Below are 26,008 nucleotides of genomic sequence, written 5' to 3' on the forward strand. Positions count from 1 at the left end.
ACCATGTCCGCCGGCGCGATCCGGCGGACATGGTCGATCGTCACGTCGTCCGCGCCGTCGAGCGCCGCCAGCGCGCGGGCGGTGCGCATCAGGGTGAGCTCGCCGCGCAGGCCGTCGGTGCCGAGCGCCACGCAGAGCCTCGCGCAGGCCTCCAGCACCGCGTCGGGGATCGTCACGGCACTCAGCCGTTCGCGGGCGAGCGTGATCTGCTTGGCCTGCGCCCGCTCGGCCTTGGCGTAGGTGGCGCAGAACGCTTCCGGGTCGCGCTCGTAGGCGTCGCGGCGGCGGACCACGTCGATGCGGGTCGCGATGTCGGTGGGCGTCGCCACCTCGACCGCGAGGCCGAACCGGTCGAGGAGCTGCGGCCGCAGCTCGCCCTCCTCCGGGTTGCCGGAGCCGACGAGCACGAAGCGCGCCGGGTGGCGGATCGACAGGCCCTCGCGCTCGACGGTGTTGACCCCGGAGGCCGCCACGTCGAGCAGCAAGTCGACGAGGTGGTCCTCCAGCAGGTTGACCTCGTCGATGTAGAGGAAGCCGCGGTTGGCCCGCGCCAGCAGTCCCGGCTCGAACGCCTTCTCGCCGAGCGCCAGCGCCCGCTGCAGGTCGAGTGCGCCGACCACCCGGTCCTCGGTGGCTCCGAGCGGCAGGTCGACCACCGGCACCGGCACGAGCGCGCTCTTGCGCTCCGCCTGGCCACGGCAATGCGGGCACGATTCGGCGGGTGCGGCCGGATCGCAGGCATAGGGGCAGCCGACGACCGCGCGCATCCGCGGCAGCAGACCGGCCAGCGCCCGGATCGCGGTGGACTTGCCGGTGCCGCGATCCCCGAACACCAGCACGCCCCCCACCGACGGATCGACCGCCGCGATCAGCAGCGCCCGACGCATCTCGTCCTGGGCGACGATGGCGGTGAAGGGGAAGGTGGTCACGCGCGGGGGCACTCGCGATTGCGAAGATGTTGTCACGCCGATCCGTGGCTGGGGAGGTGCGGCGCGAGCGGCGCGATCGAGAATGGCACCCTGGCCTTCGAAACGCACGGGCAGTTCCCTTCTTCCGATGCGACTCGTCAGGGCCGCACGCTATGCAGGGTCAGGCGCGGGTCCCCTCTCCCCATGGAAGAGGGGGCCCCGCGGTGCTTCGGACGCACCATCCGGCGCCGTCACGCAGAGGCGTCGGAATTTGGTAGGGCCCGAGGACGCGAGCGAAACTCGCCGCACGGATTGTCGGCGGCGTGTCCCCTACTCCGCCGCCACCCGCTCCAGCCCGATCCGGCCCCAGATCGCGGCCAGCGCCCCGACGAGGTGGTCGATGTCGGCGTCCGTGTGCAGGGGCGACGGGGTGATGCGCAGGCGCTCGGTGCCGCGGGCGACGGTCGGGTAGTTGATCGGCTGCACGTAGATGCCGAACTCGTCGAGCAGGGTGTCGGAGATCGCCTTGCACAGCACCGGATCGCAGACCATCACCGGGACGATGTGGCTGTCGTTGGGCAAGGTGGGGATGCCGGCGGCGTCCAGGCGCTCGCGCACCCGCTGCACCCGCTCCTGGTGCCGTGCGCGCTCGACGTTGCTCCGCTTGAGGTGGCGGATGCTGGCGGCCGCGCCCGCCGCCACCGCCGGCGGCAGCGAGGTGGTGAAGATGAAGCCCGAGGCGAAGCTGCGGACGAAGTCGCACAGCGTCTCGCTCGCGGTGATGTAGCCGCCATGCACCGCGAAGGCCTTGCCCAGCGTGCCCTCGATCACGTCGAGGCGGTGGGCCAGCCCCATGCGCTCCGAGATGCCGCCGCCGCGCGCGCCGTAGAGGCCGACGGCGTGGACCTCGTCGAGGTAGGTGAGCGCGCCGTGCGCCTCGGCCACGTCGCAGATCTCGTCGATCGGCGCGATGTCGCCGTCCATCGAGTAGACCGATTCGAAGGCCACGAGCTTCGGCCTGCCGGGCTCGATCATCCGCAGCTTGCGGTCGAGGTCCTCCGGGTCGTTGTGGCGGAAGATCTGGCGCTCGGCGCGCGACGCCCGGATGCCCTCGATCATCGAGGCGTGGTTCTCGGAATCCGAGAGGATGACGCAGCCGGGCAGCTTGGCGCCGAGGGTGCCGAGCGCCGCCCAGTTCGAGACGTAGCCGGAGGTGAACAGCAGGGCCGCCTCCTTGCCGTGGAGGTCGGCGAGCTCGCGCTCCAGCAGCACGTGGTAGTGGTTGGTGCCGGAGATGTTGCGGGTGCCGCCCGCGCCCGCGCCGCAGCGGTCGAGCGCCGCGTGCATGGCGGCGAGCACGTCCGGGTGCTGGCCCATCCCGAGATAGTCGTTCGAGCACCAGACCGTGACGGGCTTCTCGCCTTCGGGGCTGTGATGGGTCGCGTGCGGGAAGCGCCCGGCCTGACGTTCGAGATCGGTGAAGACGCGGTAGCGCCCCTCCCGGTGCAAATTCTGAAGCTCGGCGCCGAAGAACGCGTCGTAATCCATCGCTCGTCTCCCCGTCCTCGTTTCGATCGCGCGGGTTCTCCCGCGTCAGGCCGCGTCGCGCCGGGCCGGCTCGGCCGGCCCCTGTGTCGGTCCGGCTGCGGCGGAGGCCGCGAGCTTCACCTTCGTCGGGACGGCCGCGGCGGACGCCGCAACCTTCGGCGGGAGGCTCCAGTTCCAGAGGGCGGCCGCGGGCAGCGGCAGCATCAGGAACCAGTGCTCGAGGGTCGCCAGGCCCATCAGCGTGGTGAGGATGGTGAAGCCGACCATCGCGTGCGGCGTGATCGGCTCGGCGAGCGCCGCCTGGCCGAGCAGCACGACGATCACGGTGGCGACGCTGACCGACACCGGGAACAGCAGGTTCATCGGCCGCTTCGTCAGGTAGCAGCCGAGATAGGCCAGATGGTCGGGCAGGAACTCGGCGTTGAGGTTGCGCACCCCGAGGAACAGGTTGAGCCGGGCGCTGAGGTTCATCCCCCACAGCACGCAGTAGGTCCACAGGGCCAATCTTTGCGGGGTGTTCCAGGTGAGCGCCAGGATCGCCAGCGCGCCGAGAACGATGGCGAATTCGTGCCACAGGCTCGTCGCCACCGCCGCCCGGAACTTCTCGACGCCGCGGGCGCCGGGCCGGCAGGCCTCCGGCCGCGGGCCGGTGACGAAGCCCATGTAGTAGCTCATCTCCTGCCAGCCCCAGACCAGCAGCGCGCCGGTGAAGGCGGTGTAGGCCCCCGTCTCGGTCACATCGCCGGCGCTCGTGCCGATCGCGTAGAGCGCCGCCAGCAGCACCGCGGTGCCGGCGGCCATGCTCCACGGGAAGGTGCGGCGCGGCAGATGGTCGAGCAGGATGATCACCCCGGTGGAGAACCACCAGATCGCCACCGCATAGAGGGCCGGGACGGCGTAGGGCGACATCGCCGGCCCGCTACCACACCGGCTCGAGGCGGATGTCGGCGGGCATCGCGTTGTCGAGGGTCGGCAACAGGTAGAGCCTGCCGAAGGTGATCGCGGCCCGCGCCACCTGTACGCCGCGCTTCAGCGTGCCGACGACGCCGCCCTGCGCCCGCGCCTCGGCGATCTTCACCGAGCAGTCGAGCAGGGTGTCGAGCCGCTGCTTGAACTTCGGGTTGTCGAGGTCGAGCGTCAGCGGGAAGGTCTGCTTCGAGATCTCGGAGGTGATGCGGAAGACCGTGAAGTCGTACTCGGACGGGTCGACCCCGAGGGCGGCGTGGAAGGCCGGCCGGCAATGGTCGCGGACGTACATCGTTGCGAACACCGCCAGCAGGAAGAACTTGATCCAGTAGCGGTTCAGCCCCTGCGTCAGCTTCGGGTTGGCGCGCATCAGCAGCGCGAAGGCCTCGCCGTGGCGGAACTCGTCGTTGCACCACTTCTCAAACCACTTGAAGATCGGGTGGATGCGCCGCTCGGGGTGCTTCTCCAGCTCGCGGAAGATGGTGATGTAGCGCGCGTAGCCGATCTTCTCGGACAGGTAGGTTGCGTAGAAGATGAACTTCGGGCGGAAGAACGTGTACTTCTTCGACTTCGTCAGGAAGCCGAGATCGACGCCGATGCCGAAATCCTTGAGCGTGTCGTTGATGAAGCCGGCGTGGCGCGCCTCGTCGCGACTCATGAAGCCGAACAGCTCCTTGATGTCCTTGTTCTTGGCGCGCTTGCGCATCTCGGCGTAGAGGACGCAGCCCGAGAACTCGGCGGTGATCGACGAGACCAGGAAGTCGAGGAACTCCTTCCGGAGTTCGGGCTCCATCTGCGACAGGTCGCAGTCGAAGTCGGCGTTGCGGGTGAAGTGGCGCTTGTTCGGGTCGGAGCGCAGCTCCTCGATCAGCACGTCCCACTCGGCCCGGACCGGCTCGACGTTCGTGCGGTCGAGCTCCGCGAAATCGGTGGTGTAGAAGCGCGGGCTGAGGAAGGTCGTCTCCTGCGCGGACTTGGTCGATTCGTTAACCGGGCGGGTGGGCAGCGGATGCCTGACGGGAGCGTTCAAAGCTTCCTCCTCTCGCTGAAGCTGACTTCGTAGAGCTCGGTCAGCTCGAGATGGCCGGCGAGCTTGGTCCAGAGCCGCTCGATCCGGCCGGCCCGCGTCACCGTCGCGGTGCGGCGGACGACGAGGCGCTCGCCGTAGGGCACCGAGGTCGGCGCGTCGTGGACCTGCACCTCGTCGCCGGGCTCGATCTCGAAGTCGGCGTCGAGGCTGACATGGGCGTGCAGGCTCTCGGGGGTCTGCTCGATCTCGACGGTGCAGGGCACCTCGACCGTGCGGCGGCCGTTCAGGAATCCGATCATCGCGGGACGCTCACGTCGGGAAGGGCGTTGCCGGGTAGGAGCTTGGCGAAGGCGAGCGCGTTGGTCGGGCCGAAGGCGCCCATGTTGACGCTGCGCCCCGTGGTCTCGTCGATCAGGGCGAGCGAGCCGTCGTCGTAGCGGGTCAGGCGGAACGGCTCCGCCGGGGTCAGGCCGGCGCGCAGGCGGGACTGGCCGAAGCTGCGCAGGGTCGCGCGGACGAAGTTGTCCTGGCCGGGCTCGATGGTCTCGATCAGCCGCGCATCGGCGGCGTCCTCGATCCGGATCGACCCGTCCGGGCGGTCCAGCACGCGCAGGGCGACGGAGGCGACGGGATTCCCGCCGGGGTTTCCGCTGAGGCCGATCCGCTCGGTGCGCCCGACCACCACCGCCAGCATGGTGAAGCCGAGGAGCGCCCCGGCTCCGATCAGTGCGAGCGCCGGGATCGGCCCGCCCTCCGCCACCTCACCCATCGGCTTCCCTCACCGTCTGCCCGGACCGGTCGTCCGGGCGGCACCGCTCGGTGTCCGGCCGCGTCGCCGTTTCCTTGGCTTCACGTTAACCGGTGTCAAGTACGCTTGACAATCCTCGTTCTGGATTTTTCGGGCGGGTTTTTCGAGAGAACCGTCAAGATGCTGTTCGCGAACGACTTTTTTCGAGAAGCGAACGCCCGCCCCGGCGGTTCGGCCGGGACGGGCGGGGTGATGTCTCGTCCTCGCGGCTCCGCGGAGGCTCGGGCCGGTCAGCGCGCTCCGACGGCGACGAGGCGCGGCTTGCGCGCCGCGTTCTGCGGGCGGGCGACGAGCACCGGCAGCGCGGACTCTTCCTCGGGCGCCCGCGCCGCGACGATCGCCCGGGCGAGGATGGCGGCCACCTCGCCTGCGTTCGGGACGGAGCGGAGCATCGGCTGCGGCTCGGTCACGCGCCAGGGGCGGGCATGCGGCCACAGGTGCAGGTAGGCGACGCGGGTGCCGGCGCTCAGCCGGAGCGGCAGGTCGCCGGTGCCGTCGGCGAAGCTGTGCAGGGCGGCATCCTCCACCTGCGCGAGCGGCAGGTTGAAGGTGACCGGCAGCGCGATGCCGATCCGCATCACCACGCGGCGGTTGGTGATGGTGTAGGTCGTGGTCCAGGAGGCGAGCCAGCCGAGGCCGCCGACGACGGCCAGCGCGGCGGCGCAGGCGGCGAAGGTCGGCCACGAGGCTTCGAGGCCCGCCAGCACCGCGCCGTCGAGGGCCGCCGGCAGGATGGTCCAGGCGGCCAGCACGCCGAACCACAGCACCACGAACCCGCCGTGCATCGGGCGGGCGGCCATGCCGAAGGCGGTCGGCCGGCCCTGCCACAGGATGTGCTCGCCCGGCGGCAGCGCCTCGGGCAGGCCCTCGGGGATCCGGTCGTCGCGGACGGTGTCGTCCGAGGGCGTATCGTGGGTCCGGCGGCCGCTCATAGCAGGGTCTCCGCGCGCTGGGGCGTGGCGTACAGGGTGCCGGCGCCGAAATAGGCGATGATCTTCTCCTCCTCGAGGAGGGTCACCGCGTCGGGGTCGGCGTGGGGCGGGATGTCCGAGAACTGCCGGGCGAGCAGCGCCTCGGTCTTCACGGTGCGCGAGAACCGCCCCGTGCGGCAGAAGGTGACCGGCATCAGCACGCGGCGTCCGCCGGCGCCGAGATCGACCTCGTAGTAGCGGGCGAAGCTTTCGCCGCGGTCGACCCAGATGTCGGACACCGTTCCGGCGATCTGGCTGTCGGCGCCGAACACGCTCATGCCGATCGGGTTGGGGCCGTCCTCGTGGACCATGAAGTGCGTCGCGACCCGCAAGGGGACGATCCGTTTCTGGCCGTCGAAGGTGTGATCGAACGCGTCGTCGCGGCTGACCCAGGAGCCGGGGCCGACATGGGCGAACATCGGGTCGGCGCCGGTCGGCTCCAGCGGGGCGCCCGGCCAGGGCTCGCGCTTGCTGCCGAGGTAGTTGCGGTCGGGCCTGGTGTCGGCCTGCGGCGCCTGCTTGATCTTGCCGTCGGCGAGGTGGAACAGCTTCGGCGTCGGGATCAGGATCGGGTCGGGGCGCTTGAGGGTGCCCGTCACCTCGGCCTCGAGGGGATAGCCCTCGCGCCGGTCCTCGCGCCGGAGCCAGAAGACCAGGCCGAAGAAGAACAGGAAGAAGGCGTACAGGACGATCTGCGCGACGTCGACGTAGCCGGTGAGTGCTCCCGTGGGCAGTGCTCCTGGTGGCATGGCGATCTCCCGAGCTTCAGGTGGAGGAGGTGGACAGGGCGACGCGGGGCCTGCCCCGCGCCGCCGGTTGCGGGCTGCGGTCCCGGACCAGCGGGCCGATCGCGACCAGCGTCGCGAACAGCAGCGCGATCTCGATGTGGTAGACGACGAGGTAGCCGATCGAGGGATCGCTCATGCCCTCGCCGAGCGCCCCCGAGACGGCGAGCGCCGAGCCGACGTCCCGCACGATGCCGCTGCCGGCGATGGCGAGGCCGGCCGCCGACGCCTGGACCGCGCCCCAGGCGCCGAGCGCGAGCCCGGTATCCTCCGGCCCGGCCTTCGCCATGGAGGCGGTGAGCGTGCCGTGGGCGAACAGGCCGCCGCCGCAGCCGATCAGGCTGACGCCGGCCGCGAAGACCTGCGTCGAGCCGAGCGGGGCCGCGAACACGACGCAGGAAAAGGCAAGGATGCCGATCACGGCACCCGCCGCCGCCACCCGGAACGGGTCGCCGCCCCGGTTGAGCCAGCGCGCCGCCGCCAGCAGCCCGAGGCCGCCGCCGGCCGCCAGCATCGCGGTCAGCGCCGTGGTCGCGCCGACCGAGAGGTGCAGGATCTGCCCGCCATAGGGTTCCAGCAGGATGTCCTGCATCGTGAAGGCGGCGGTGCCGAGCCCGGTGGCGACGAGGCGGCGCCGCGCCAGCCCCTGCCCCGCATAGGCCGCCCAGGATTCGGAGAAGCTCGGCTGCGCCGCGTCGCGGGCGCGGTCGGGGTCGCGCGCCTCCTGCTTCCACAGGGCCAGCCCGTTGAGCACGATGGTGACGAGGGCCGTGCCCTGGATCACCTGGATCAGCCGCACCTTCGAGAAGTCGGCGAGCAGCAGGCCGAAGGCGACCGCGCTGACCATCATCCCGACGAGCAGCATGACGCAGAGCAGCGCGACGACCTTGGGCCTTGCATGGGCCGGTGCGAGGTCGGTGGCGAGGGCGAGCCCCACCGTCTGCGTGGTGTGGAGGCCGGCGCCGACCAGGACGAAGGCGAGCGCGGCGGCGACCTGCCCGGCCCACATCGGGCCGGTGGTGTCGCCCGACAGCAGCAGCAACGCGAACGGCATGATCGCGAGCCCGCCGAACTGCAGCAGCGTGCCGAACCAGATGTAGGGGACGCGGCGCCAGCCGAGCACCGACCGGTGCGTGTCCGAGCGGAAGCCGATCAGCGCCCGCAAGGGGGCGAAGATCAGCGGCAGGGACAGCATCAGCGCGACGACCCAGGCCGGCACCTCCAGCTCGACGATCATGACGCGGTTGAGCGTGCCGATCAGCAGCACCGCGGCCATGCCGACGGTGACCTGGAACAGCGACAGCCGCATCAGCCGCCCGAGCGGCAGCTCCTTCGTCGCCGCGTCGGCGAAGGGGAGGATCGACGGCCCGAGGGCCGCGACGTGCCGGATCAGGCGGAGGCCGAGCTTCATCGGCGGCCCCGCGCCAGCTCGATCGCGTTCGAGAGGTAGAAGCCGCTGTTGACGCGCTGCGTGCGCGTCAGCGCGAACTCGGCCAGCGCCGGCTCCCGGCCGATCCGCTTGGCCAGCGCGCCCAGCGTGATCGGCACGATCGCCGGCGCCCGGTCGGCCCTCGGGAACAGCGTGCCGGCGGCGTGCATCGCGGTGAGCAGGGCGGTGCGGGGCGCCACCGTGAACACCACCGACCCGTCCGTGCGCGCGCCGAGCGCGGCGAGCGCCCGGGCGATGTCGGCGGCGCCGTAATGGATCAGCGAATCCATCGCCACGACGTGGTCGAAGCGGCCGAGGCTCGGATCGAGCATGTCGCCGACCCGGAAGTCGATCGACCCGCCGCCCGCGATCGGCCCGGCGCGCTCGGCCGCGAGGCCGACCAGCGTCGCCGACACGTCGATGGCGACGACCTCGGCGCCGCGGCGCGCGGCCTCCAGGCTGAGCGCCCCGGTGCCGCAGCCGGCATCGAGGATGCGCCGGCCGGTCAGGTCGTCGGGCAGCCAGGACAGAAGCTGAGCCCGCATCGTGTCGCGGCCCGCCCGCACCGTCGCGCGGATCTTCGAGACCGGTGCGTCGGAGGTGAGCCGCGCCCAGGCCTCGACCGCGGTGCGGTCGAAGTAGGTGGTGAGCTGCGAGCGGCGCTCGGCGTAGGATGCGCTGGTCATCACGAGAACCCTCAATCAAATCCCAGGAACTCGAAGAGGTCGCGGTCCTTCATCGGGATCGCGGAGAGCGGTTTGCCGCCGGCGTAGAGGTAGGCGGCCAGCCGCATGTACTCAGCCTTCACGGCCTCCAGCTCCGGCGTCTCGTCCATCTCGAACAGGGTCGACTTCTTCAGGCGCGAACGCCGCACGACGTCGAGGTCGGGGAAGTGGGCGATGCGCTCCAGGCCGACGGCGGCGTTGAAGCGGTCGATCTCGTCGGTCTTGGCCGAGCGGTTGGCGATGACGCCGCCGAGCCGCACGGGGTAGTTCTTCGCCTTGGCGTGGATCGCGGCGACGATGCGGTTCATCGCGAAGATCGAGTCGAAGTCGTTGGCGGTGACGACCAGCGCCTGTTCGGCGTGCTGGAGCGGCGAGGCGAAGCCGCCGCAGACCACGTCGCCGAGCACGTCGAAGATCACCACGTCGGTGTCCTCCAAGAGGTGATGCTCCTTGAGGAGCTTCACCGTCTGGCCGACGACGTAGCCGCCGCAGCCGGTGCCGGCCGGCGGCCCGCCGGCCTCGACGCACATCACGCCGTTGTAGCCCTCGGCGACGAAGTCCTCGACGCGCAGCTCCTCGGAGTGGAACTGCACCGCCTCCAGCGCATCGATCACGGTGGGCGCCAGGCGCTTGGTGAGGGTGAAGGTCGAGTCGTGCTTCGGGTCGCAGCCGATCTGCAGCACCCGCTTGCCGAGCTTCGAGAAGGCGACCGACAGGTTCGACGAGGTCGTCGACTTGCCGATGCCGCCCTTGCCGTAGACGGCGAAGACCTTCGCCGTCGTGCCGATGGCGACGTCCAGCGAGACCTGGACGCTGCCTTCCGGCTCGCGGCGGGCGGCGACGGGGTTTCGAATCGCGATGTTCATGCCGCAACCTCCGCGGTGATGCCTTCGAGACGGTCCTCGAGCTCCTCCTCGGCGCGGGCGAGCGCGTCGCGCGTCGCCGCATCGGGAGTCCAGAAGCCGCGCTGGTGCGCCTCGATCAGCCGGTGCGCGACCTTGGCCGAGGCGGTGGGGTTGAGGGCGGCCATGCGCTCGCGCATGGCGGGGTCGAGGACGTAGGTCTCGGTGATGCGCTGGTAGATCCAGGGCGCGACGCCGTCGCTCGTGGCCGACCAGCCCATGGTGTTGGTGAGGTGCGCCTCGATCTGGCGGACGCCCTCGTAGCCGTGGCCGAGCATGCCCTCGGTCCATTTCGGGTTGAGCATGCGGGTGCGGGTCTCGAGCGAGACCTGCTCGGAGAGCGAGCGCACGGTGCCCTCGCCGCGGGTCTGGTCGCTGATGAAGATCGGCACCGCGGCGCCGCGGGCCTCGGCCACCGCCCGGCCCATGCCGCCGAGCCCGTCGAAGTAGTGGTCGACGCTCGTCACCCCGACCTCGACCGAATCGAGGTTCTGGTAGGCGAGGTCGACCTTGGCCAGCACGCTGCGCATCAGCGCGCGCTGCGGTGCCGGCTGGCCGGTGCGGCCGTAGGCGAAGCTCTTGCGGCGCGAGAAGGTCTCGGCGATCTCGTCCTCGTCCTCCCAGCGGCCGGACTCGACCAGCCCGTTGACGTTGGCGCCGTAGGTGCCCTCGGCGTTCGAGAACACCCGCAGCGCCGCGGTCTCGAGGTCGATGCTGTGCTCGGCCTGATGCGCGAGGGCGTGCTTGCGGACGAAGTTGCGCTCCACCGGCTCGTCGGCGGTGGCGGCGAGGTAGGAGGCTTCGGCGAGGAGCTTCGTCTGGAGCGGCAGCAGGTCGCGAAAGATGCCGGACAGGGTGACGACCACGTCGATGCGCGGGCGGCCGAGCGTCTCCAGCGGGATCAGGGTCGCGCCGCAGAGCCGGCCGTAGCCGTCGAAGCGCGGCGCCGCGCCGATGAGCGCCAGGGCCTGGGCGATCGGGCCGCCCTCGCTCTTGAGGTTGTCGGTCCCCCACAGCACCAGGGCGACGCTCTCGGGCAGGGCCGCGCCCTCGTCGCGGTGACGGGCGAGGATCCGGGCGACCTGCCGCGCGCCGTCGGCGACCGCGAAGGCCGAGGGCAGGCGGTAGGGATCGAAACCGTGCAGGTTGCGTCCCGTCGGCAGCACGGCCGGGTTGCGCAGCAGGTCGCCGCCGGCCACCGGCGCGATGAAGCGCCCGTCCAGCGCCTTGAGCAGGCCGGCGACCTCGTGGTCGCGGGCGAGCAGCGCGTCGGTCTCGGCCAGCGACCGGAAGGCAGCGCGGTGGGTCTCGTCGAGGGGCAGGCCCGCGGCGGCGAGCGCCGCGTCGACCCCCTCGCCCGCCACGAGCGCCGCGATCCCGGCCCGCTCCGGCACGAGGCCGGCGGAGGCTTCGGCCAATGCCAGCAGCAGGTCGACCCGCTCCTCGGGCGGCGTGCCCTGCCCCACCACGTGCATCCCGTGCGGGATCAGGGTGTGCTCCAGCTCGTGCACCGCCTGGCCCAGCGCCTGGATGCGGGCGGCGAGGTCGTCCCAGGCCGGCTCGGCCGGAGCGAGGTCGAGGGCGGCGGCCTGCGCCTGGACGAGCTGGCCGAGGTCGCGCCGCTCGGCTTCCGCCTCCGGCTCCAGGGCGCGCCAGCGCTCGATCGAGGCCTTGAGGTCGATCAGCCCGCGGTACAGCCCGGCCTGGGCGAGGCTCGGGGTCAGGTAGCTCACCAGCGTCGCGGCGGAGCGGCGCTTGGCGATCATCCCCTCGGAGGGGTTGTTGGCGGCGTAGAGGTAGACGTTCGGCAGCGGCCCGATCAGCCGCTCAGGCCAGCACGATTCGGACAGGCCGGTCTGCTTGCCGGGCATGAATTCGAGCGCGCCGTGGGTGCCGAAATGCAGCACCGCGTCGGCGCGGAAGTCGTCGCGCAGGTAGCGGTAGAAGGCCGAGAAGGCGTGGGTCGGCGCGAAGCCGCGCTCGAACAGCAGGCGCATCGGGTCGCCCTCGTAGCCGAAGCCGGGCTGCACGCCGACGAAGACGTTGCCGAACTGCGCGCCGAGGACGAAGAGGGCCGAACCGTTGCTGTTCTGGCGCCCCGGCGCGGGCCCCCACTGCGCCTCGATCTCGGACAGGTGCCGCTCGCGCCGGACGTGCTCCTCGGCGGGGATGCGGTGGTGGACGTTGGCCGGCGTGCCGTAGCGGGCGGAGTTGCCGGCGAGCACCGCGTTGCGCAGGTCGTCGACCGTGTCGGGCACCGCGACGTCGTAGCCGTCCGCCTTCATCGCCGTCAGGGTGTTGTGCAGCGACTGGTACACCGACAGGAACGCCGCCGTGCCGATCGAGCCGGCGTTCGGCGGGAAGCCGAACAGCACGATCGCCACCTTGCGCGCGGCCCGCGCGGTCCGCCGCAGGGCGACGAGGCGCTCGATGCGGGCGGCGAGCATGTCGGCGCGCTCCGGGTGAACGCGCATGTCGCGGGCGTTCTCGCCCATCGACGCGCCGGAGCGGCCGCCGAACACCATCGGCGCAGTGGCGCCGTCGAGCTCGGGGATCGCGACCATCATCGTGGCCTCGACCGGCGAGAGGCCGCGGTCGGAGCCCTCCCACTGCTCCAGGGTCTGGAACTCCAGCGCGTGGGCGGCGAGGTAGGGCACGTCGAGGTCGGTGAGCGCCGTCTCGGCCGCCGCGGCGTCGTTGTACGCGGGCCCGCCGACCAGCGAGAACCCGGTGAGCGAGACCAGCGCGTCGATGGCCGGCCGGCCGTCGCGGCGGAAGAAGGCGTCCACCGCCGGGCGGTTGTCGAGGCCCGAGGCGAAGGCCGGCACAACCGCGAGGCCGCGGCCTTCGAGCGCCGCGATCACGCCGTCGTAATGGGCGGTGTTCCCGGCCAGCACGTAGGAGCGCATCACCAGCAGGCCGACCCGACCCTTCGCAGGGCCGCTCGAAGGCCCCTTGGGCATGGGGAGCGCGGCGAGCGACTCGCCGATGCGGCCCTTCATGCGCGGGTGGTAGAGGCCGGTCTCGGGATAGCTCAGCGGCGCGGGTGCGGCCGCGATCTCGCGCCAGGCGAGGCGCGGCCCGGCGGCGTAGCGCCCGACCAGGAAGCGCACGAGGTTGGCGATGTTCTCGTCCGAGCCCGAGAGCCAGTATTGCAGGGTGAGGAAGTAGGCGCGCACGTCCTGCGCCGAGCCGGGGATGAAGCGCAGGATCTTCGGCAGCTTGCGGATCATCGCCATCTGGCGGGCGCCGTTGCCCTGGGTGCCCGGCTTGCCGCGCAGCTTCTTCAGGAAGTCGAGGGCGCCGCGCTTGGTGCCGTCCATGTCGAAGCGGTTGAGGCGGGTGGTCTTCACCACCTCGCCGGCCGAGAGGCAGCCGATCATCGCGTCGCAGTGCGGGCGGCGGGCCAGCAGCGCCGGCAGCACGGCGCGGACATGCTCGTCCATGAACAGCATCGTCGCGAGCACGATGTCGGCCCGGGCGATGTCGGCCTTGCAGGCGGACAGCCTCGCGGGCGCGGTGTCCCACTCGGCGGCGGCGTGGAAGTCGAGGACGAGGCCGGGCATCTCGCTGCGCAGCCGGAGGCGGGCGCGCTCGAGGGCGCTCGCCATGTGGTTGTCCATCGTCACGACGACGATGCGGAGCTCGGGCCGTTCAGCGACCGAAATGCGCTTTGGCATCGTACAAGGTCTCGACGGTGATGAGCGGCAGCGCCCGCTCCCTGGCGAAGGTTTCCGTGTTGGTGCGGGCTTTTCCTCGAACGAAGAACGGGATCTTCCGCAGCTCCTTCTCGGCCTCCACGGCCCAGGTCGGAGCGGTCGGGCCGGCGAGCGTCACCGAGGTGACGGGCTCGGGAACCGGCGGGGCGGGCGCGGGCGCCCCGGCGGGAGCCTTGCCGCCGAGATGGGACGGGGCGCGGTCGTTGAACTCGGGGTCCTCGCGGAACATCCCGAGCAGGTGCTCCTCCAGGCCCATCATCAGCGGGTGGACCCAGGTGTCGAACAGGACGTTGGCGCCCTCGAAGCCCATCTGCGGCGAGTAGCGCGCCGGGAAGTCCTGGACGTGGACCGGCGCCGAGATCACCGCGCAGGGCAGGCCGAGCCGCTTGGCGATGTGACGTTCCATCTGCGTGCCGAGCACCAGCTCGGGGCCGGCCGCCTGGATCGCCGCCTCGACGTCGAGGTAGTCGTCGGAGATCAGCGCCTCGATGCCGTGGAGCGCGGCCTCCGCCCGGACCTCGCGGGCGAACTCGCGGCCGTAGGTGCCGAGGCCGACGACCCGGAACCCGAGCTCGGCCTTCGCGACGCGGGCGGCGGCGATCGCGTGGGTGGCGTCGCCGAAGATGAAGACGCGCTTGCCGGTGAGGTAGGTCGAGTCGACCGAGCGCGAATACCAGGGCGCGCGCGACGGCGCCCCGGCGAGCACCGGCGCCGGGTCGATTCCGGCCAGAGCCGCGACCTCCTCGACGAAGCGGATCGTCGCGCCGACGCCGATCGGCACCGTCTCGACCATCGGCTGGCCGAAGGTCTTCTGCAGATACTGCGCGGCCGCGCGCGCCACCTCCGGGTAGAGCACGACGTTGAAGTCGGCGTCCTTCAGGCGGCCGAGGCCGGCCGGGCTTGCGCCCATCGGCGCCACGACGTTGACGGCGATGCCGAGCCGCCCGAGCAGGCCGGTGATCTCGGCGAGGTCGTCGCGATGGCGGAAGCCCAGCGCCGTCGGCCCGAGGATGTTGCAGGACGGACGCCGGCCCTCCGGCTTCGGCTCCAGGGACGGCGAGCCGGAAAGCCCGCGGACCAGCCGGTAGAAGGTCTCCGACGCGCCCCAGTTCTCCTTCTTCTGGTAGGCCGGCAGCTCCAGCGCGATCACCGGGATCGGCAGGTTCAGCGCCTTGGCGAGGCCGCCCGGATCGTCCTGGATCAGCTCCGCCGTGCACGAGGCGCCGACGATCATCGCCTGCGGCCGGAAGCGCTCGTAGGCGGCGGCGGCCGCGTCCTTGAAGATCTCGGCGGTGTCGGAGCCGAGGTCGCGGGCCTGGAAGGTGGTGTAGGTGACCGGCGGGCGGGCGTCGCGCCGCTCGATCATCGTGAACAGCAGGTCGGCGTAGGTGTCGCCCTGCGGCGCGTGCAGCACGTAGTGCAGCCCCTCCATCGCGGTGGCGATGCGCATGGCGCCGATATGCGGCGGTCCTTCGTAGGTCCAGAGGGTGAGCTGCATCGCCTCAGACCTCCAGCCGGGTGCGGCGGACGAGCGGGCGGGCGAACAGCTCGGCGAGGTCGCCGGCCTGGTCGTAGCCCTGGATCGGCGTGAACAGCAGCTCGATCGACCACTTGGTCGCGAGCCCTTCCGCCTCCAGCGGGTTGGCGAGGCCGAGGCCGCAGACCGTCAGGTCGGGCCTCTCGGCCCGGGCCCGGTCCATCTGCGCGTCGAGGCTCTGGCCCTCGACGATGTCCGTGCCGTCGGGCAGCAGGGCGAGGTCCTCGGCGAGGTGCCCGCGGTGCAGGTAGGGCGTCCCGACCTCGCACAGGCCCATGCCCAATTCCCGCGACAGGAACCGGGCGAGCGGCACCTCGAGCTGCGAATCGGGGAAGAAGAACACCCGCTTGCCGGCAAGCGTCTCGCGGTGGTGATCGAGCGCGCGGGCGGCGCGGGCCCGGCCCGGCGCGGTCGCCGCCTCGAAGCGGCCCTCAGGCACCCCCCACGCGTCGGCCGCGGCCCTGAGCCAGCGCGTCGTGCCCTCCACGCCGAGCGGGAACGGGGCCGACAGGCGCTTGGCGCCGCGGGCCTCCAGGGCCTTGGCGGTGTCGGTCAGGAACGGCTGCGCCAGCAGGAAGGTCGTGCTCGGGCCGACGGCCGGCAGCGCGCCGGCCCGGCGCGCCGGCAGGAACGCGACGTTGGCGATGCCGAGCTCGGAGAACAGCCGAAGGAACTGGTCCTCGACCACGTCGGCGAGCGCGCCCGCCACCAGCAGCGACGGGGCGGCGTCGGGCGCTTCCCGCGGCATCTCGGGCACCAGGGCCGCGAGGCAGGCATCCTCGCCCTGCGTGAACGTGGTCTCGATGCCGCTGCCGGAATAGCTCAGCACCCGCACGTCCGGCGAGAAGGTGGTCGAGAGCCGCTGCGCCGCGCGGCCGAGATCGAGCTTGATCACCTCGGAGGGGCACGAGCCGACCAGGAACAGCAGCCGGATGTCGGGGCGGCGCTCGATCAGGCGGCGCACCACCCGGTCGAGCTCCTCGTTCATGTCGGCGATGCCGGCGAGGTCCCGCTCGTCGATGATCGCGGTGGCGAAGCGCGGCTCGGCGAAGATCATTACCCCGGCGGCCGACTGGATCAGGTGGGCGCAGGTGCGCGAGCCGACGACGAGGAAGAACGCGTCCTGGATCTTGCGGTGCAGCCAGACGATGCCGGTCAGCCCGCAGAACACCGCGCGCTGGCCACGCTCCTGTCGGATCGCCACGTCGCCGCAGCCGGGTTCGGCGGTGGCTGCGACGGTCCTCGGCGGGAGGAAGGGCGCGTTCATCGCGCCACCATCGCGGTGCCGGCGACGGGGCGCGGACGCCGTGGCGCCTGCAGCCGCGCCGCCCGCAGCTTCAGCAGGAATTGCGTCGCGTTGACCGCGTAGGAGGCGTAGGCCGCGAGCGCGAGCCACATGAGGCCGGCCGTGCCGAGGAGCCCGAAGCCGAGGGCGCCGAGATAGGCGGTGTGCAGGGCCAGCACGAGCATGCTGACCACGTCTTCCCAGTAGAAGGCCGGGGCGAACAGGTATCGCCCGAACACCGCCTTCTCCCAGATCGAGCCGGTGACCATGATCGCGTAGAGCAGGAAGGTCTTGGCCAGCACCGAGAGGTTGGCCGCGGCCTCGCCCTCCCCGGTGGACAGCGTCCGCAGGACCAGCCCCAGGCTGACGAGGAACACGAGGAATTGAAGCGGGGCCAGAAGGCCCTGGACCAGGGTCCAGCGGGTCGCGTCGCGCCGGGCGCGCTCGGCCGACGTGTAGAGTGGTGGTCGTGCCGTCCGGTCGCTGGGACCCATAGCCTTACCCCATCCCTGCTGCGGCGGGCCGCCTCTCGGGAGGGCGGCTTGGGGGAAGCCTAGAAACCGTGCCAAAAAGTGTCAAGCGCGCTTTACGTCAAAACCGTATGACAATGACGTGGAAGCATTCTTATTCGATTCGACCATTGCCAAGCCGCCTCGAAAGCGTATCGTCTAGGTCAAGTCGTCCCGGAGAGGGCAACGGCACGGGGAATCCTAACCCCGGCCAAGCTATATTTTGAATACAATTAAGCCGTCAGCGACATTGGAGTTGGCCAATGGATGACTTGAGGCGCTCCGAGGGGCGAAACGCCATCCTAGCGCTCGCTCGCGAGATGGCGTCAGCCTGCGAGATCGACCAGCAGGCGCCGCCGCGCCGGCAGCAATTGTCCGATCGCTGGCACGGTCACCTCTCCCGCGTGGTCGAGGCCGAGATCATCCCCCGCCTGATGCTCGCACACCGCATGGAGGCGTCGACGCGCGGCCCGGGGCCGAGAAAGCCGACCGCCGAGGACATCGAGGCCTTCGCCTCCCTCGTGCTGGCGCCGGCCGGCGAGGTGGTGGAGGCGCGCATCGCCGCGCTCGTCGACGACGGCCTCGCCCTCGACAGCCTGCTCCTCGACCTCCTGGCGCCGACCGCGCGGCACCTCGGCGTGCTCTGGGAGGAGGACCTCTGCGACTTCGCCGAGCTGACGATCGCGATGGGCCGCCTGCAGCGGATCATGCACGACCTCGCGCGCCGCTACGGCGGCGAAACAGGAGGGCACCGGGACGGGCACAGCATCCTCCTGAGCCTTTGTCCCGGCGAGACCCACATGTTCGGGCTGTCGATGATCGAGCAGTTCTTTCGCGACGCGGGCTGGGACGTCACGAGCACGGCGCTCGCGCCGGTGGGCGAGATCCTGAACCAGGCGCGGACCGCCTGGTTCGACGTGATCGGCCTGTCGCTCGGCTGCGAGGTGCTTCTGCCGACCCTGACCAAGACCGTCCACGAGCTGCGCCGGGTCTCGTTCAATCCCGGCGTGCGCATCCTCGTCGGCGGCCCGATCTTCGTCGACAATCCGGGGCATATCGAGCGCGTGGGTGCTGATGCCACGGCCACGGATGCGCGTCGTGCTGTGGCCGCCGCCGAGTTCATGCTTGATCTCAGGGCGGGAGCCTGCTGAAAGACCCGATCGACGACTTCACGAAGCGGTGAGACTTGACCAGCTTGGCCACCCACGCTGCGCAGAACCCCTCCGCAGCCCTGAGCAAGACCCTGTCGGCCCTCGGGGGAGAGGCGGCGGGCCTTCTCGTCGCGGCCGCGACTGACCTGTCCCTGGTGGTGGATGCCGACGGCATCATCCGCGACGCGGCCTTCGCCGCCCCGGACCTCGCGGGCCAGGGCTGCGACACGTGGCTCGGGCGGCGCTGGATCGACACTGTCACCGTCGAGAGCCGCCCGAAGATCGACGCGCTGCTGCGCGACGCCGCGCCGGACGGGGTGACGCGCTGGCGGCAGGTCAACCACCCGTCCGTCTCCGGCGACGACCTGCCGATCCGCTACGCTGCGATGCGCCTCGGCACGGACGGCTCGATCATCGCGATCGGCCGCAACCTGCTCGCCATGGCCTCGCTCCAGCGCAAGCTCGTCGAGACGCAGCAGGCGCTGGAGCGCGACTATCTCCGCCTGCGCGGCGCCGAGACCCGCTACCGCATGCTGTTCCAGCTCGGCAGCGAGCCGGTGCTCGTGGTCGACGCGGCCACGCGCCGGGTCACCGAGGTCAACCCCGCCGCGGTCCGGCTCCTCGGGCGCACCGAGAAGCGGATCCTCGGGCTGGACGTGGTCGAGCTGTTCGAGGCGGCGAGCGGGCGCGAGATCGAGCTGCTGTTCTCCGGCCTGCGCGCCACCGGCAAGGCCGAGGATCTCGAGACCCGGCTCGCCGGAAGCCGCGGGCAGGCGCGGATCTCGGCATCGCTGTTCCGGCAGGGCAGCTCGGCGAGCGCGCTGCTGCGGCTGAGCGATTCCGCGATCGGCGACGCCGCGTCGCCCGAGCGGCGCGGCCCGCTCCTCGACGTCATCGAGGGCATTCCCGAAGGGTTCGTCGTCACCGACCTGTCGCGGCGGATCCTCACCGCCAACGGGGCCTTCCTCGACCTCGCCCAGGTCGCGACCGTGGAGCAGGCGCGCGGCGAGCTGATCGACCGCTGGATCGGCCGCGAGGAGACCGAGGCCGCGACCCTGTTCGCGACGCTGGCCGAGCACGGCTCGGTCCGCCACTTCGCGACTGGCCTGCGCGGCCTTCTGGGATCCGTCGAGGAGGTCGAGATCGCCGCCGTCGCCGTGCCGAACGCCCGCCCGCCCTGCCTCGGCTTCACCATTCGCGGCACGCCGCGCCGTGCCGTGGCGACGGCGGTGTCGGGCGGGCACGAGCTGCCGCGCTCGGTCGAGCAGATGACCGAGCTGGTCGGCCGCGTCTCGATGAAGAACCTCGTGCGCGAGACCACCGACCTGATCGAGCGTCTCTGCATCGAGGCGGCGCTGCGGATCACGCGCGACAACCGGGCCTCGGCCGCCGAGATGCTCGGGCTCAGTCGCCAGGGCCTCTACGCCAAGTTGCGCCGCTACGGCATCGGCGATCTCGACGGGCCCGACTATCCCGACGCCTGAGCGCGATCCGCTCGGCCTGCCTCCACCCGCGAATCGCGACGTCCGCCGCCGGAACGATCGTGAATGGACCGTCCGTCGGCGTTCGACCTCGCCCGCTTGGTTTCAGCTTGGCACTACTCCTACCTTCATGTGTCCAAGTTTTCGATCATCTGTCGTGTCATCTCTACTTGACACTTCGTAGGGCGAGATCCTAGCCTCGCACCATGGCGACACCGGCTCCCAGCGCACTCGTCGAACTGCTCAAGCCGATCACGTGGTTCGCGCCGATGTGGGCCTTCGCCTGCGGCGTGGTCTCGTCGGGGCAATCCACCCACGGGCAATGGCCGGTGATCATGGCCGGCGTCGTGCTCGCCGGGCCGCTGGTCTGCGCCACCAGCCAAGCAGTCAACGACTGGTACGATCGCCACGTCGACGCGATCAACGAGCCGAACCGCCCGATCCCGTCCGGCCGCATGCCCGGCCGCTGGGGGCTCTACGTCGCCGGGGCCTGGACCGGGCTTTCGCTCCTCGTGGCCGCCGCGCTCGGGCCCTGGATCCTCGGCGCGGCGATCTTCGGCCTCGTCCTGGCGTGGCTCTACAGCGCGCCGCCGATGCGCCTGAAGAATAACGGCTGGTGGGGCAATTCCGCCGTGGCGATCTGCTACGAGGGGCTGCCGTGGTTCACCGGCGCCGCCGTGATGGCCGCCACCGTGCCCGACCGCCGCGTCCTGATCGTCGCGGCGCTGTACTCGATCGGTGCCCACGGGATCATGACCTTGAACGACTTCAAGTCGGTGGAGGGCGACACCCTCACCGGCATCCGCTCGCTGCCGGTCCAGCTCGGCATCCCCGGGGCCGCCCGCTTCGCCTGCCTCGTGATGACCGTGCCGCAGGTGGCCGTCATCGCGTTCCTCTACGGCTGGAGCCGGGGGTGGCACGCTGCGATCGTCGCGCTGCTGCTCGTCGGGCAGATCGCGCTGATGCGCCGGCTGCTCGCCGCGCCGCGGGCGAAGGCCGCCTGGTACAACGGCACCGGCACCACCCTCTACGTGCTCGGCATGCTGGTTTCCGCCTTCGCGCTCCGCCCGCTCGTGGGAGCCCCGTGATGGCCGCGCCCGCCTCATCGTCATTCACATCTTCGTTCTCTGGGGCGCAGATCGTCCGTCTCGGCCTCGTCCAGACCGCGCTGGGCTCCGTCGTCGTGCTGATGACCTCGACCATCAACCGGGTGATGGTGGTGGAGCTGGCGCTGCCCGCCATCGTCCCGGGCGCGCTGGTCGCCTTGCACTACGCGGTGCAGGTGCTGCGCCCGCGCTGGGGCTACGGCTCGGATGTCGGCGGCCGCCGCACGCCGTGGATCGTCGGCGGCATGGCCGCTCTGGCGCTCGGCGGCTTCCTCGCCGCGGCGGCGACGGCGCTCGCCGAGACGAACCTCCCCGCCGGCCTTTCGCTCGCGATCCTCGCCTTCTTCTCCGTCGGCATCGGCGCGGGCGCGGCGGGAACCTCGCTCCTCGTCCTGCTCGCTACCGGCGTCGAGGATCGGCGCCGGGGTGCCGCCGCCACCATAGTCTGGGTGATGATGATCGCCGGCTTCGCCGTCACGGCGCCGCTGGCCGGGCACTTCCTCGATCCGTTCTCCGGCGCGCGCCTGGTCGCGGTCTCCGGCACCGTCTCGCTCGCGGCGTTCGTCCTCGCGTGCCTGGCCGTGCGCGGGGTCGAGCCAACCGTCGCGCCGGTGCGATCGGAGACCGCCGGCTCTGCGAAGGCGCCGTTCCGGGCGGTGCTCACCAAGGTCTGGTCCGAGCCGGCCTCGCGCCGCTTCACCGTGTTCATCTTCGTGGCGATGCTGGCCTACAGCGCCCAGGAGCTGATCCTCGAGCCGTTCGCCGGCCTCGTTTTCGCGATGACGCCGGGCACCACCACCAAGCTCGCCGGCCTCCAGCACGGCGGCGTACTCGCCGGGATGCTGCTGGTCGCCGGGCTGACGATGGGCGTCGGCGGTCCCTGGCTCGGCTCGCTCAAGCTCTGGACAGCCTTGGGCTGCGCCGGCTCCGGCGCGATGCTCGTCGGGATCGCGGCCGGCGGCCTCGTCGGGCCGGAGTTTCCCTTGCGCGCCGTGGTCTTCGGCCTCGGCCTATTCAACGGCGTCTTCGCGGTCGCCGCGATCGGCTCGATGATGGGGCTCGCGGGCGCCGGCGGCGAGGCCGAGCGCGGCACGCGCATGGGCGTGTGGGGCGCGGCGCAGGGCGTGGCCTTCGGCGCCGGCGGCTTCCTCGGCACCGTCGCGGTCGACCTCGCCCGCCTCGTCACCCCGGAAGCCGTCCACGCCTACGCCACCGTCTTCCTGGCGGAGGCGCTGCTGTTCGTGCTCGCCACCCTGATCGCGCTGCGGATCGAGCATGCGGGCGCCACCCGCGTGCCGCGCGCGCAACGCCGGGCGGCGCTCGATCTCCGGTTCGAGCCGCGGTTCTAGGGCGTCTTCAGGCGAGGTGGATGCCGGCTCGCGTGAAGGACATCCGACCCGACGACGAGAGAGCGTTTTTTTGATCCGGCGATCTGGGAAGACGCTCCAAGCGCCGGCCGCCGAAACCAACGCCAGGGAGCACAGCATGTCCGAAGCCCCCGAATTCTTCGATTGCGTCGTGGTCGGCGGCGGTCCCGCCGGCGCGACGGCGGCGACCGACCTGGCGCGGATGGGCCGCAGCGTGCTGCTCCTCGACAAGCCGGGGCGGATCAAGCCCTGCGGCGGCGCGATCCCCCCGCGGGCGATCCGCGATTTCGCCATCCCCGACGCGCAGATCGTCGCCCGCATCAAGCTCGCGCGGATGATCGCGCCCTCCGACACGGCCGTCGACATGCCGGTCGGCGACGGCTTCGTCGGCATGGTCGACCGCGAGCATTTCGATCCGTGGTTGCGCGACCGGGCCTCGCTCGCCGGCGCCGACCACCGCCCCGGCACCTACGAACGCATCGTCCGCGACGGTGCCGGCACCACGGTGCATTACCGCGTCGGCGACGCGGCGCGCACGGTGCGGACCAAGCTGGTGATCGGTGCCGACGGGGCCTCGTCCCCGGTCGGCCGGGCCGAGATCCCGGGCCATGCCGGGATGCGCCAGGTCTTCGCCTACCACGAGATCGTCCGGCCGCCGGCCGACGGCAGCGGAGCCTACGCGGCCACGCGCTGCGACGTGTTCTACCAGGGCAAGCACTCGCCCGATTTCTACGCCTGGATCTTCCCGCACGGCGAGACGATCAGCATCGGCACCGGCTCGGCGCGGAAGGGCTTCTCGCTGCGCACCGCGATCCGCAACCTGCGCGAGTCGACGGGGCTGGCGGCGGGCGAGACGGTCCGCCGCGAGGGTGCGCCCCTGCCGCTCAAGCCGCTGAGGAAGTGGGACAACGGCCGCGACGTCCTGCTCACGGGGGATGCCGCCGGCATCGTCGCCCCCGCATCCGGCGAGGGCATCTACTACGCGATGCTCGGCGGCCGGCTCGCCGCCGACGCGGCCGACGCGTTCCTCAGGACGGGCGATGCCCGCGCCCTCGCCCAGGCCCGCCGTCGCTTCATGAAGCTGCACGGGCGGGTGTTCCTGATCCTGCGGATCATGCAGTCGGTCTGGTACCGCAACGACGCCCTGCGCGAGCGCTTCGTCTCGATCTGCCGCGACAAGGACGTGCAGCAGCTCACCTGGGAAAGCTACATGAACAAGGAGCTGGTGCGGAAGAAGCCGATGGCGCACGTAAAGATCTTCTTCAAGGACATGGCGCACCTGTTCCGCTGGGTCTCGCCTTGAGCGAGGTCTGGATGCCGGCGGCGATCGCCACCCTGTCCGCGCTCGTGGTGGCCCTGGCTGGCGGCGTGCTGACCACCACCGGCCCGTGGTACCGCGCCCTGCGCAACCCGGCCTGGAAGCCGCCGGACTGGGCGTTCGGCCCGGTCTGGGCGACGATCTTCGCGCTCTGCGTCGTCTCCGCCGTGATCGCCTGGAGCGAGGCCGACGAGCCGCAGCGCGTCGTGCTGCTCGCGGCCTACGCCGTGAATGCCGTGCTCAACATCGCCTGGAGCGCGCTGTTCTTCCGCGCCGAGCGGCCGGACTGGGCGTTCTTCGAGCTCGTCCTGCTCTGGCTCTCGGTGGCGGCGCTGATCGCCGTCACGCTGCCGGTCTCGGGCGTCGCGGCGGTGCTGCTGGCGCCCTACCTCCTCTGGGTGACGATCGCCGGGTTCCTCAACCGCGCCATCGTGCGGCTCAACGACCCGTTCGGAGCCGCGTGATGGCGGAGTGGTTCGCAACCGGCCGGATCGTCGACGCGATCCTCGTGCTCGTCGCCGCCGAGGCCGCGATGCTGCTCGCGTTCCGGCGGCGGACGGGGCGCGGGCCGGCGCCGGTGCCGCTCCTGTGCAACCTCGTCTCCGGGGCGGCGCTGATGCTGGCCGTGCGTGCGGCCCTGGTCCAGTCGCCCTGGCCGGTCGTCGCCGGCTGGATGCTGGTCTCGCTCGGCGCCCATCTCGGGGACCTCGTGCCGCGCCTGCGCAACCCGGCCGGCCTGACGCTTGGTCGCACCGGCGCCCCTGGCGTGCCAGGAACTTCCGACGCGGCGGCCGCGTTCAACGCGCGGCCGCGAAGCTGAATTATTATGCTTCTTACCTGCCACAACCGGAGATTAGGCATCATGCGTGGCTTCCTCGCTCTGGCCGCGACCTCCGGTTTTCTGCTGGGTTCCAGCCTGCCGATCGCGGCCTTCGCGCAGGAGGCTGCCGGGGGCGCGAGCCAGGATCTGGTGAAGCGCGGCGAGTATCTCGTCACCGCCGGCGATTGCGTCGCCTGCCATACCGGCCCGAGCGGCAAGCGGCTGGCCGGCAACTACGTCCTCAACACGCCGATCGGAAAGATCCGCACCCCCAACCTGACGCCCGACGACGAGACCGGCCTCGGCAAGTGGACGGAAGCGGACTTCGTCAAGGCGATGCACGAGGGCATCGACAACGAGGGGCACTACCTCTACCCGGCCTTCCCCTTCGCCTGGTACACCAAGGTGACGACCGACGACGTCAAGGCGATCTGGGCCTACCTGCGCTCGCTCGAGCCGGTGAAGGAGCCGCGCAAGGACAGCGAGATCCCGTTCCCGTTCAACATCCGCACCGCCCTGATCACCTGGCGCACCGCCTTCTTCACGCCGGGCGAGTGGAAGCCCGATCCGAACGCCACCGCCGAGGTCAACCGCGGCGGCTACCTCGTCGAGGGGCTCGGCCACTGCGGCATGTGCCACAACGAGAATAAGATTGTCGGCAACAGCAGCCTCGCGGGCAAGCTCGGCGGTGGCGTGATCGACGGCTGGTACGCCCCGAACATCACCCCCGACGGCCACCAGGGCATCGGCGCCTGGACCGAGGAGCAGGTGGTGACCTACCTCAAGACCGGCACCGCCCCGGGCGACAAGCCCGGCGTCGCCGCCGGCCCGATGCGCCAGACCATCGAGGAATCGCTTTCGAAGATGACGGACGCCGACCTCAAGGCCATGGTCGCGTATCTCCGGACCTACCAGGCCAAGCAGACCTACAAGTCCAAGGACCTGCAGGCCTACGACACCACCGGCGCGCCGGGCGCGGGCGTCTACCTCAGCTACTGCTCGTCCTGCCACCAGCCCGACGGCAAGGGCGTCGAGGGTGCGATCCCGGCGCTCGCCGGCAACACCTCGGTCCAGTCGGCCGGCCCGGAGACAGTGCTGCGCGTGATCTACGGCGGGCTCGGCGCGCAGAGCGGCTACGCGCCGATGACCGCGATCGGCCAGGGCATGACCGACCAGCAGGTCGCCGACGTCACCGACTACATCCGCAACTCCTGGGGCAACAGCGCTCCCGTCCTGAAGTCCGGCGTCGCCGCCGACGCGCGCAAGGCGACGAGCACCATGCTCGCCGGCAATGCGCCCTGCGCCGAGATCGAGCAGCCGGACGTGGCCAAGGCCGTGGCCGACGCCGGTGCCGCGGAACAGCTGAAGGGCCTCAAGCAGGAGGACTTCATCCCGCGCATCGATGCGCTCCTGCCGAAGATCAAGTCGGCGCTCCCTGCAGGACGGGACGACGACATCGTCAACGGCCTGACCACGGCATTCTGCAAGGCCGCCAAGCCGGAGACCGACGACGTGAAGCTGCCCTGGCACGCGACGATCGGCAGCTTCAGCAACCTCGTCTACAGCCAGCTCAAGCACCCCGAGCGGCAGGCCAGCACGATGCCGGCTCCGGCGATGCCGAAGCCGAACTGAGCCACGGGCAA

The 26,008-nt window shown here is 71.2% G+C and carries 23 protein-coding genes; 8 read left to right on the forward strand and 15 right to left on the reverse strand.

Annotation, left to right across the window (positions count from 1 at the left end):
* The 15 genes from bchI to bchF form a co-directional block, all read right to left on the reverse strand.
* Positions 1-929, reverse strand: a 929-nt coding sequence (bchI, locus tag FV230_RS04505) for a magnesium chelatase ATPase subunit I (RefSeq protein WP_147841433.1), incomplete at its 3' end; no start/stop codon positions are given.
* Between the two features lie 309 nt (positions 930-1,238).
* Positions 1,239-2,456, reverse strand: coding sequence for a 5-aminolevulinate synthase (gene hemA, locus FV230_RS04510; protein ID WP_147728026.1), 1,218 nt, complete (start codon positions 2,454-2,456; stop codon positions 1,239-1,241).
* 45 nt (positions 2,457-2,501) lie between these two features.
* Positions 2,502-3,365, reverse strand: coding sequence for a putative photosynthetic complex assembly protein PuhE (gene puhE / locus FV230_RS04515; protein ID WP_147841434.1), 864 nt, complete (start codon positions 3,363-3,365; stop codon positions 2,502-2,504).
* Between the two features lie 10 nt (positions 3,366-3,375).
* The gene (gene acsF / locus FV230_RS04520) at positions 3,376-4,428 is read right to left on the reverse strand and encodes a magnesium-protoporphyrin IX monomethyl ester (oxidative) cyclase (protein ID WP_187275384.1); all 1,053 of its coding nucleotides are present in this window, start codon (positions 4,426-4,428) and stop codon (positions 3,376-3,378) included.
* A gap of 20 nt (positions 4,429-4,448) precedes the next feature.
* A complete protein-coding gene (locus FV230_RS04525) occupies positions 4,449-4,751 on the reverse strand; it encodes a hypothetical protein (protein WP_187273562.1) in 303 nt (100 codons plus the stop codon).
* On the reverse strand, positions 4,748-5,221 hold the full coding sequence (gene puhC / locus FV230_RS04530) for a photosynthetic complex assembly protein PuhC (RefSeq protein WP_147728029.1): 474 nt from the start codon (positions 5,219-5,221) through the stop codon (positions 4,748-4,750). Before puhC ends, FV230_RS04525 begins: the two co-directional genes overlap by 4 nt.
* 269 nt (positions 5,222-5,490) lie before the next feature.
* Positions 5,491-6,192, reverse strand: a complete 702-nt coding sequence (gene puhB, locus FV230_RS04535; protein WP_147728030.1) for a photosynthetic complex putative assembly protein PuhB — start codon at positions 6,190-6,192, stop codon at positions 5,491-5,493.
* A complete protein-coding gene (gene puhA / locus FV230_RS04540; protein ID WP_147728032.1) occupies positions 6,189-6,965 on the reverse strand; it encodes a photosynthetic reaction center subunit H in 777 nt (258 codons plus the stop codon). The genes puhB and puhA overlap by 4 nt, the downstream gene beginning before the upstream one ends.
* A gap of 31 nt (positions 6,966-6,996) precedes the next feature.
* Positions 6,997-8,427, reverse strand: a complete 1,431-nt coding sequence (locus tag FV230_RS04545) for a BCD family MFS transporter (RefSeq protein ID WP_147841436.1) — start codon at positions 8,425-8,427, stop codon at positions 6,997-6,999.
* Positions 8,424-9,131 carry a magnesium protoporphyrin IX methyltransferase gene (gene bchM, locus FV230_RS04550; protein ID WP_147727571.1) on the reverse strand — a complete coding sequence of 236 codons (708 nt, stop codon included), beginning with the start codon at positions 9,129-9,131 and terminating at the stop codon, positions 8,424-8,426. Before bchM ends, FV230_RS04545 begins: the two co-directional genes overlap by 4 nt.
* An 11-nt stretch (positions 9,132-9,142) precedes the next feature.
* Positions 9,143-10,036 (reverse strand): ferredoxin:protochlorophyllide reductase (ATP-dependent) iron-sulfur ATP-binding protein, encoded by an 894-nt coding sequence (gene bchL / locus FV230_RS04555; RefSeq protein WP_147727570.1) that lies wholly within the window; start codon positions 10,034-10,036, stop codon positions 9,143-9,145.
* Positions 10,033-13,752 (reverse strand): magnesium chelatase subunit H, encoded by a 3,720-nt coding sequence (locus FV230_RS04560; protein WP_147841437.1) that lies wholly within the window; start codon positions 13,750-13,752, stop codon positions 10,033-10,035. Before FV230_RS04560 ends, bchL begins: the two co-directional genes overlap by 4 nt.
* Positions 13,727-15,289: a ferredoxin:protochlorophyllide reductase (ATP-dependent) subunit B gene (gene bchB, locus FV230_RS04565; RefSeq protein ID WP_147841438.1), complete on the reverse strand. Its 1,563-nt coding sequence runs from the start codon at positions 15,287-15,289 to the stop codon at positions 13,727-13,729. Before bchB ends, FV230_RS04560 begins: the two co-directional genes overlap by 26 nt.
* Before the next feature lie 4 nt (positions 15,290-15,293).
* Positions 15,294-16,595 (reverse strand): ferredoxin:protochlorophyllide reductase (ATP-dependent) subunit N, encoded by a 1,302-nt coding sequence (locus FV230_RS04570; RefSeq protein WP_147841439.1) that lies wholly within the window; start codon positions 16,593-16,595, stop codon positions 15,294-15,296.
* The gene (gene bchF / locus FV230_RS04575) at positions 16,592-17,107 is read right to left on the reverse strand and encodes a 2-vinyl bacteriochlorophyllide hydratase (RefSeq protein WP_147841440.1); all 516 of its coding nucleotides are present in this window, start codon (positions 17,105-17,107) and stop codon (positions 16,592-16,594) included. Before bchF ends, FV230_RS04570 begins: the two co-directional genes overlap by 4 nt.
* 335 nt (positions 17,108-17,442) lie before the next feature.
* Here bchF and FV230_RS04580 point away from each other — a divergent pair, with 335 nt between their 5' ends.
* The 8 genes from FV230_RS04580 to FV230_RS04615 all read left to right on the forward strand — a co-directional run bounded on the left by FV230_RS04580 (position 17,443) and on the right by FV230_RS04615 (position 25,997).
* The gene (locus FV230_RS04580; RefSeq protein WP_243932077.1) at positions 17,443-18,273 is read left to right on the forward strand and encodes a cobalamin B12-binding domain-containing protein; all 831 of its coding nucleotides are present in this window, start codon (positions 17,443-17,445) and stop codon (positions 18,271-18,273) included.
* Between the two features lie 35 nt (positions 18,274-18,308).
* Positions 18,309-19,757, forward strand: a complete 1,449-nt coding sequence (gene ppsR, locus FV230_RS04585) for a transcriptional regulator PpsR (RefSeq protein WP_147728497.1) — start codon at positions 18,309-18,311, stop codon at positions 19,755-19,757.
* A gap of 203 nt (positions 19,758-19,960) precedes the next feature.
* Positions 19,961-20,842, forward strand: a complete 882-nt coding sequence (gene chlG / locus FV230_RS04590; RefSeq protein WP_147841441.1) for a chlorophyll synthase ChlG — start codon at positions 19,961-19,963, stop codon at positions 20,840-20,842.
* Positions 20,842-22,209 carry a BCD family MFS transporter gene (locus FV230_RS04595; RefSeq protein ID WP_147841442.1) on the forward strand — a complete coding sequence of 456 codons (1,368 nt, stop codon included), beginning with the start codon at positions 20,842-20,844 and terminating at the stop codon, positions 22,207-22,209. The genes chlG and FV230_RS04595 overlap by 1 nt, the downstream gene beginning before the upstream one ends.
* A gap of 136 nt (positions 22,210-22,345) precedes the next feature.
* Complete coding sequence (locus FV230_RS04600; protein WP_147841443.1) at positions 22,346-23,530, forward strand: geranylgeranyl diphosphate reductase; 1,185 nt, start codon at positions 22,346-22,348, stop codon at positions 23,528-23,530.
* An 11-nt stretch (positions 23,531-23,541) separates the two neighbouring features.
* Entirely contained in the window at positions 23,542-24,009 is a 468-nt protein-coding gene (locus FV230_RS04605; protein WP_147841456.1) for a TspO/MBR family protein, read from the forward strand.
* A complete protein-coding gene (locus FV230_RS04610) occupies positions 24,009-24,365 on the forward strand; it encodes a hypothetical protein (protein ID WP_147728830.1) in 357 nt (118 codons plus the stop codon). The genes FV230_RS04605 and FV230_RS04610 overlap by 1 nt, the downstream gene beginning before the upstream one ends.
* A gap of 42 nt (positions 24,366-24,407) precedes the next feature.
* Positions 24,408-25,997: a c-type cytochrome gene (locus tag FV230_RS04615; RefSeq protein WP_147841444.1), complete on the forward strand. Its 1,590-nt coding sequence runs from the start codon at positions 24,408-24,410 to the stop codon at positions 25,995-25,997.
* Positions 25,998-26,008 lie beyond the last annotated feature (11 nt).

Origin of the sequence: Methylobacterium sp. WL6 (genome assembly GCF_008040095.1) — a bacterium.
Classification (GTDB): Bacteria; Pseudomonadota; Alphaproteobacteria; order Rhizobiales; family Beijerinckiaceae; genus Methylobacterium.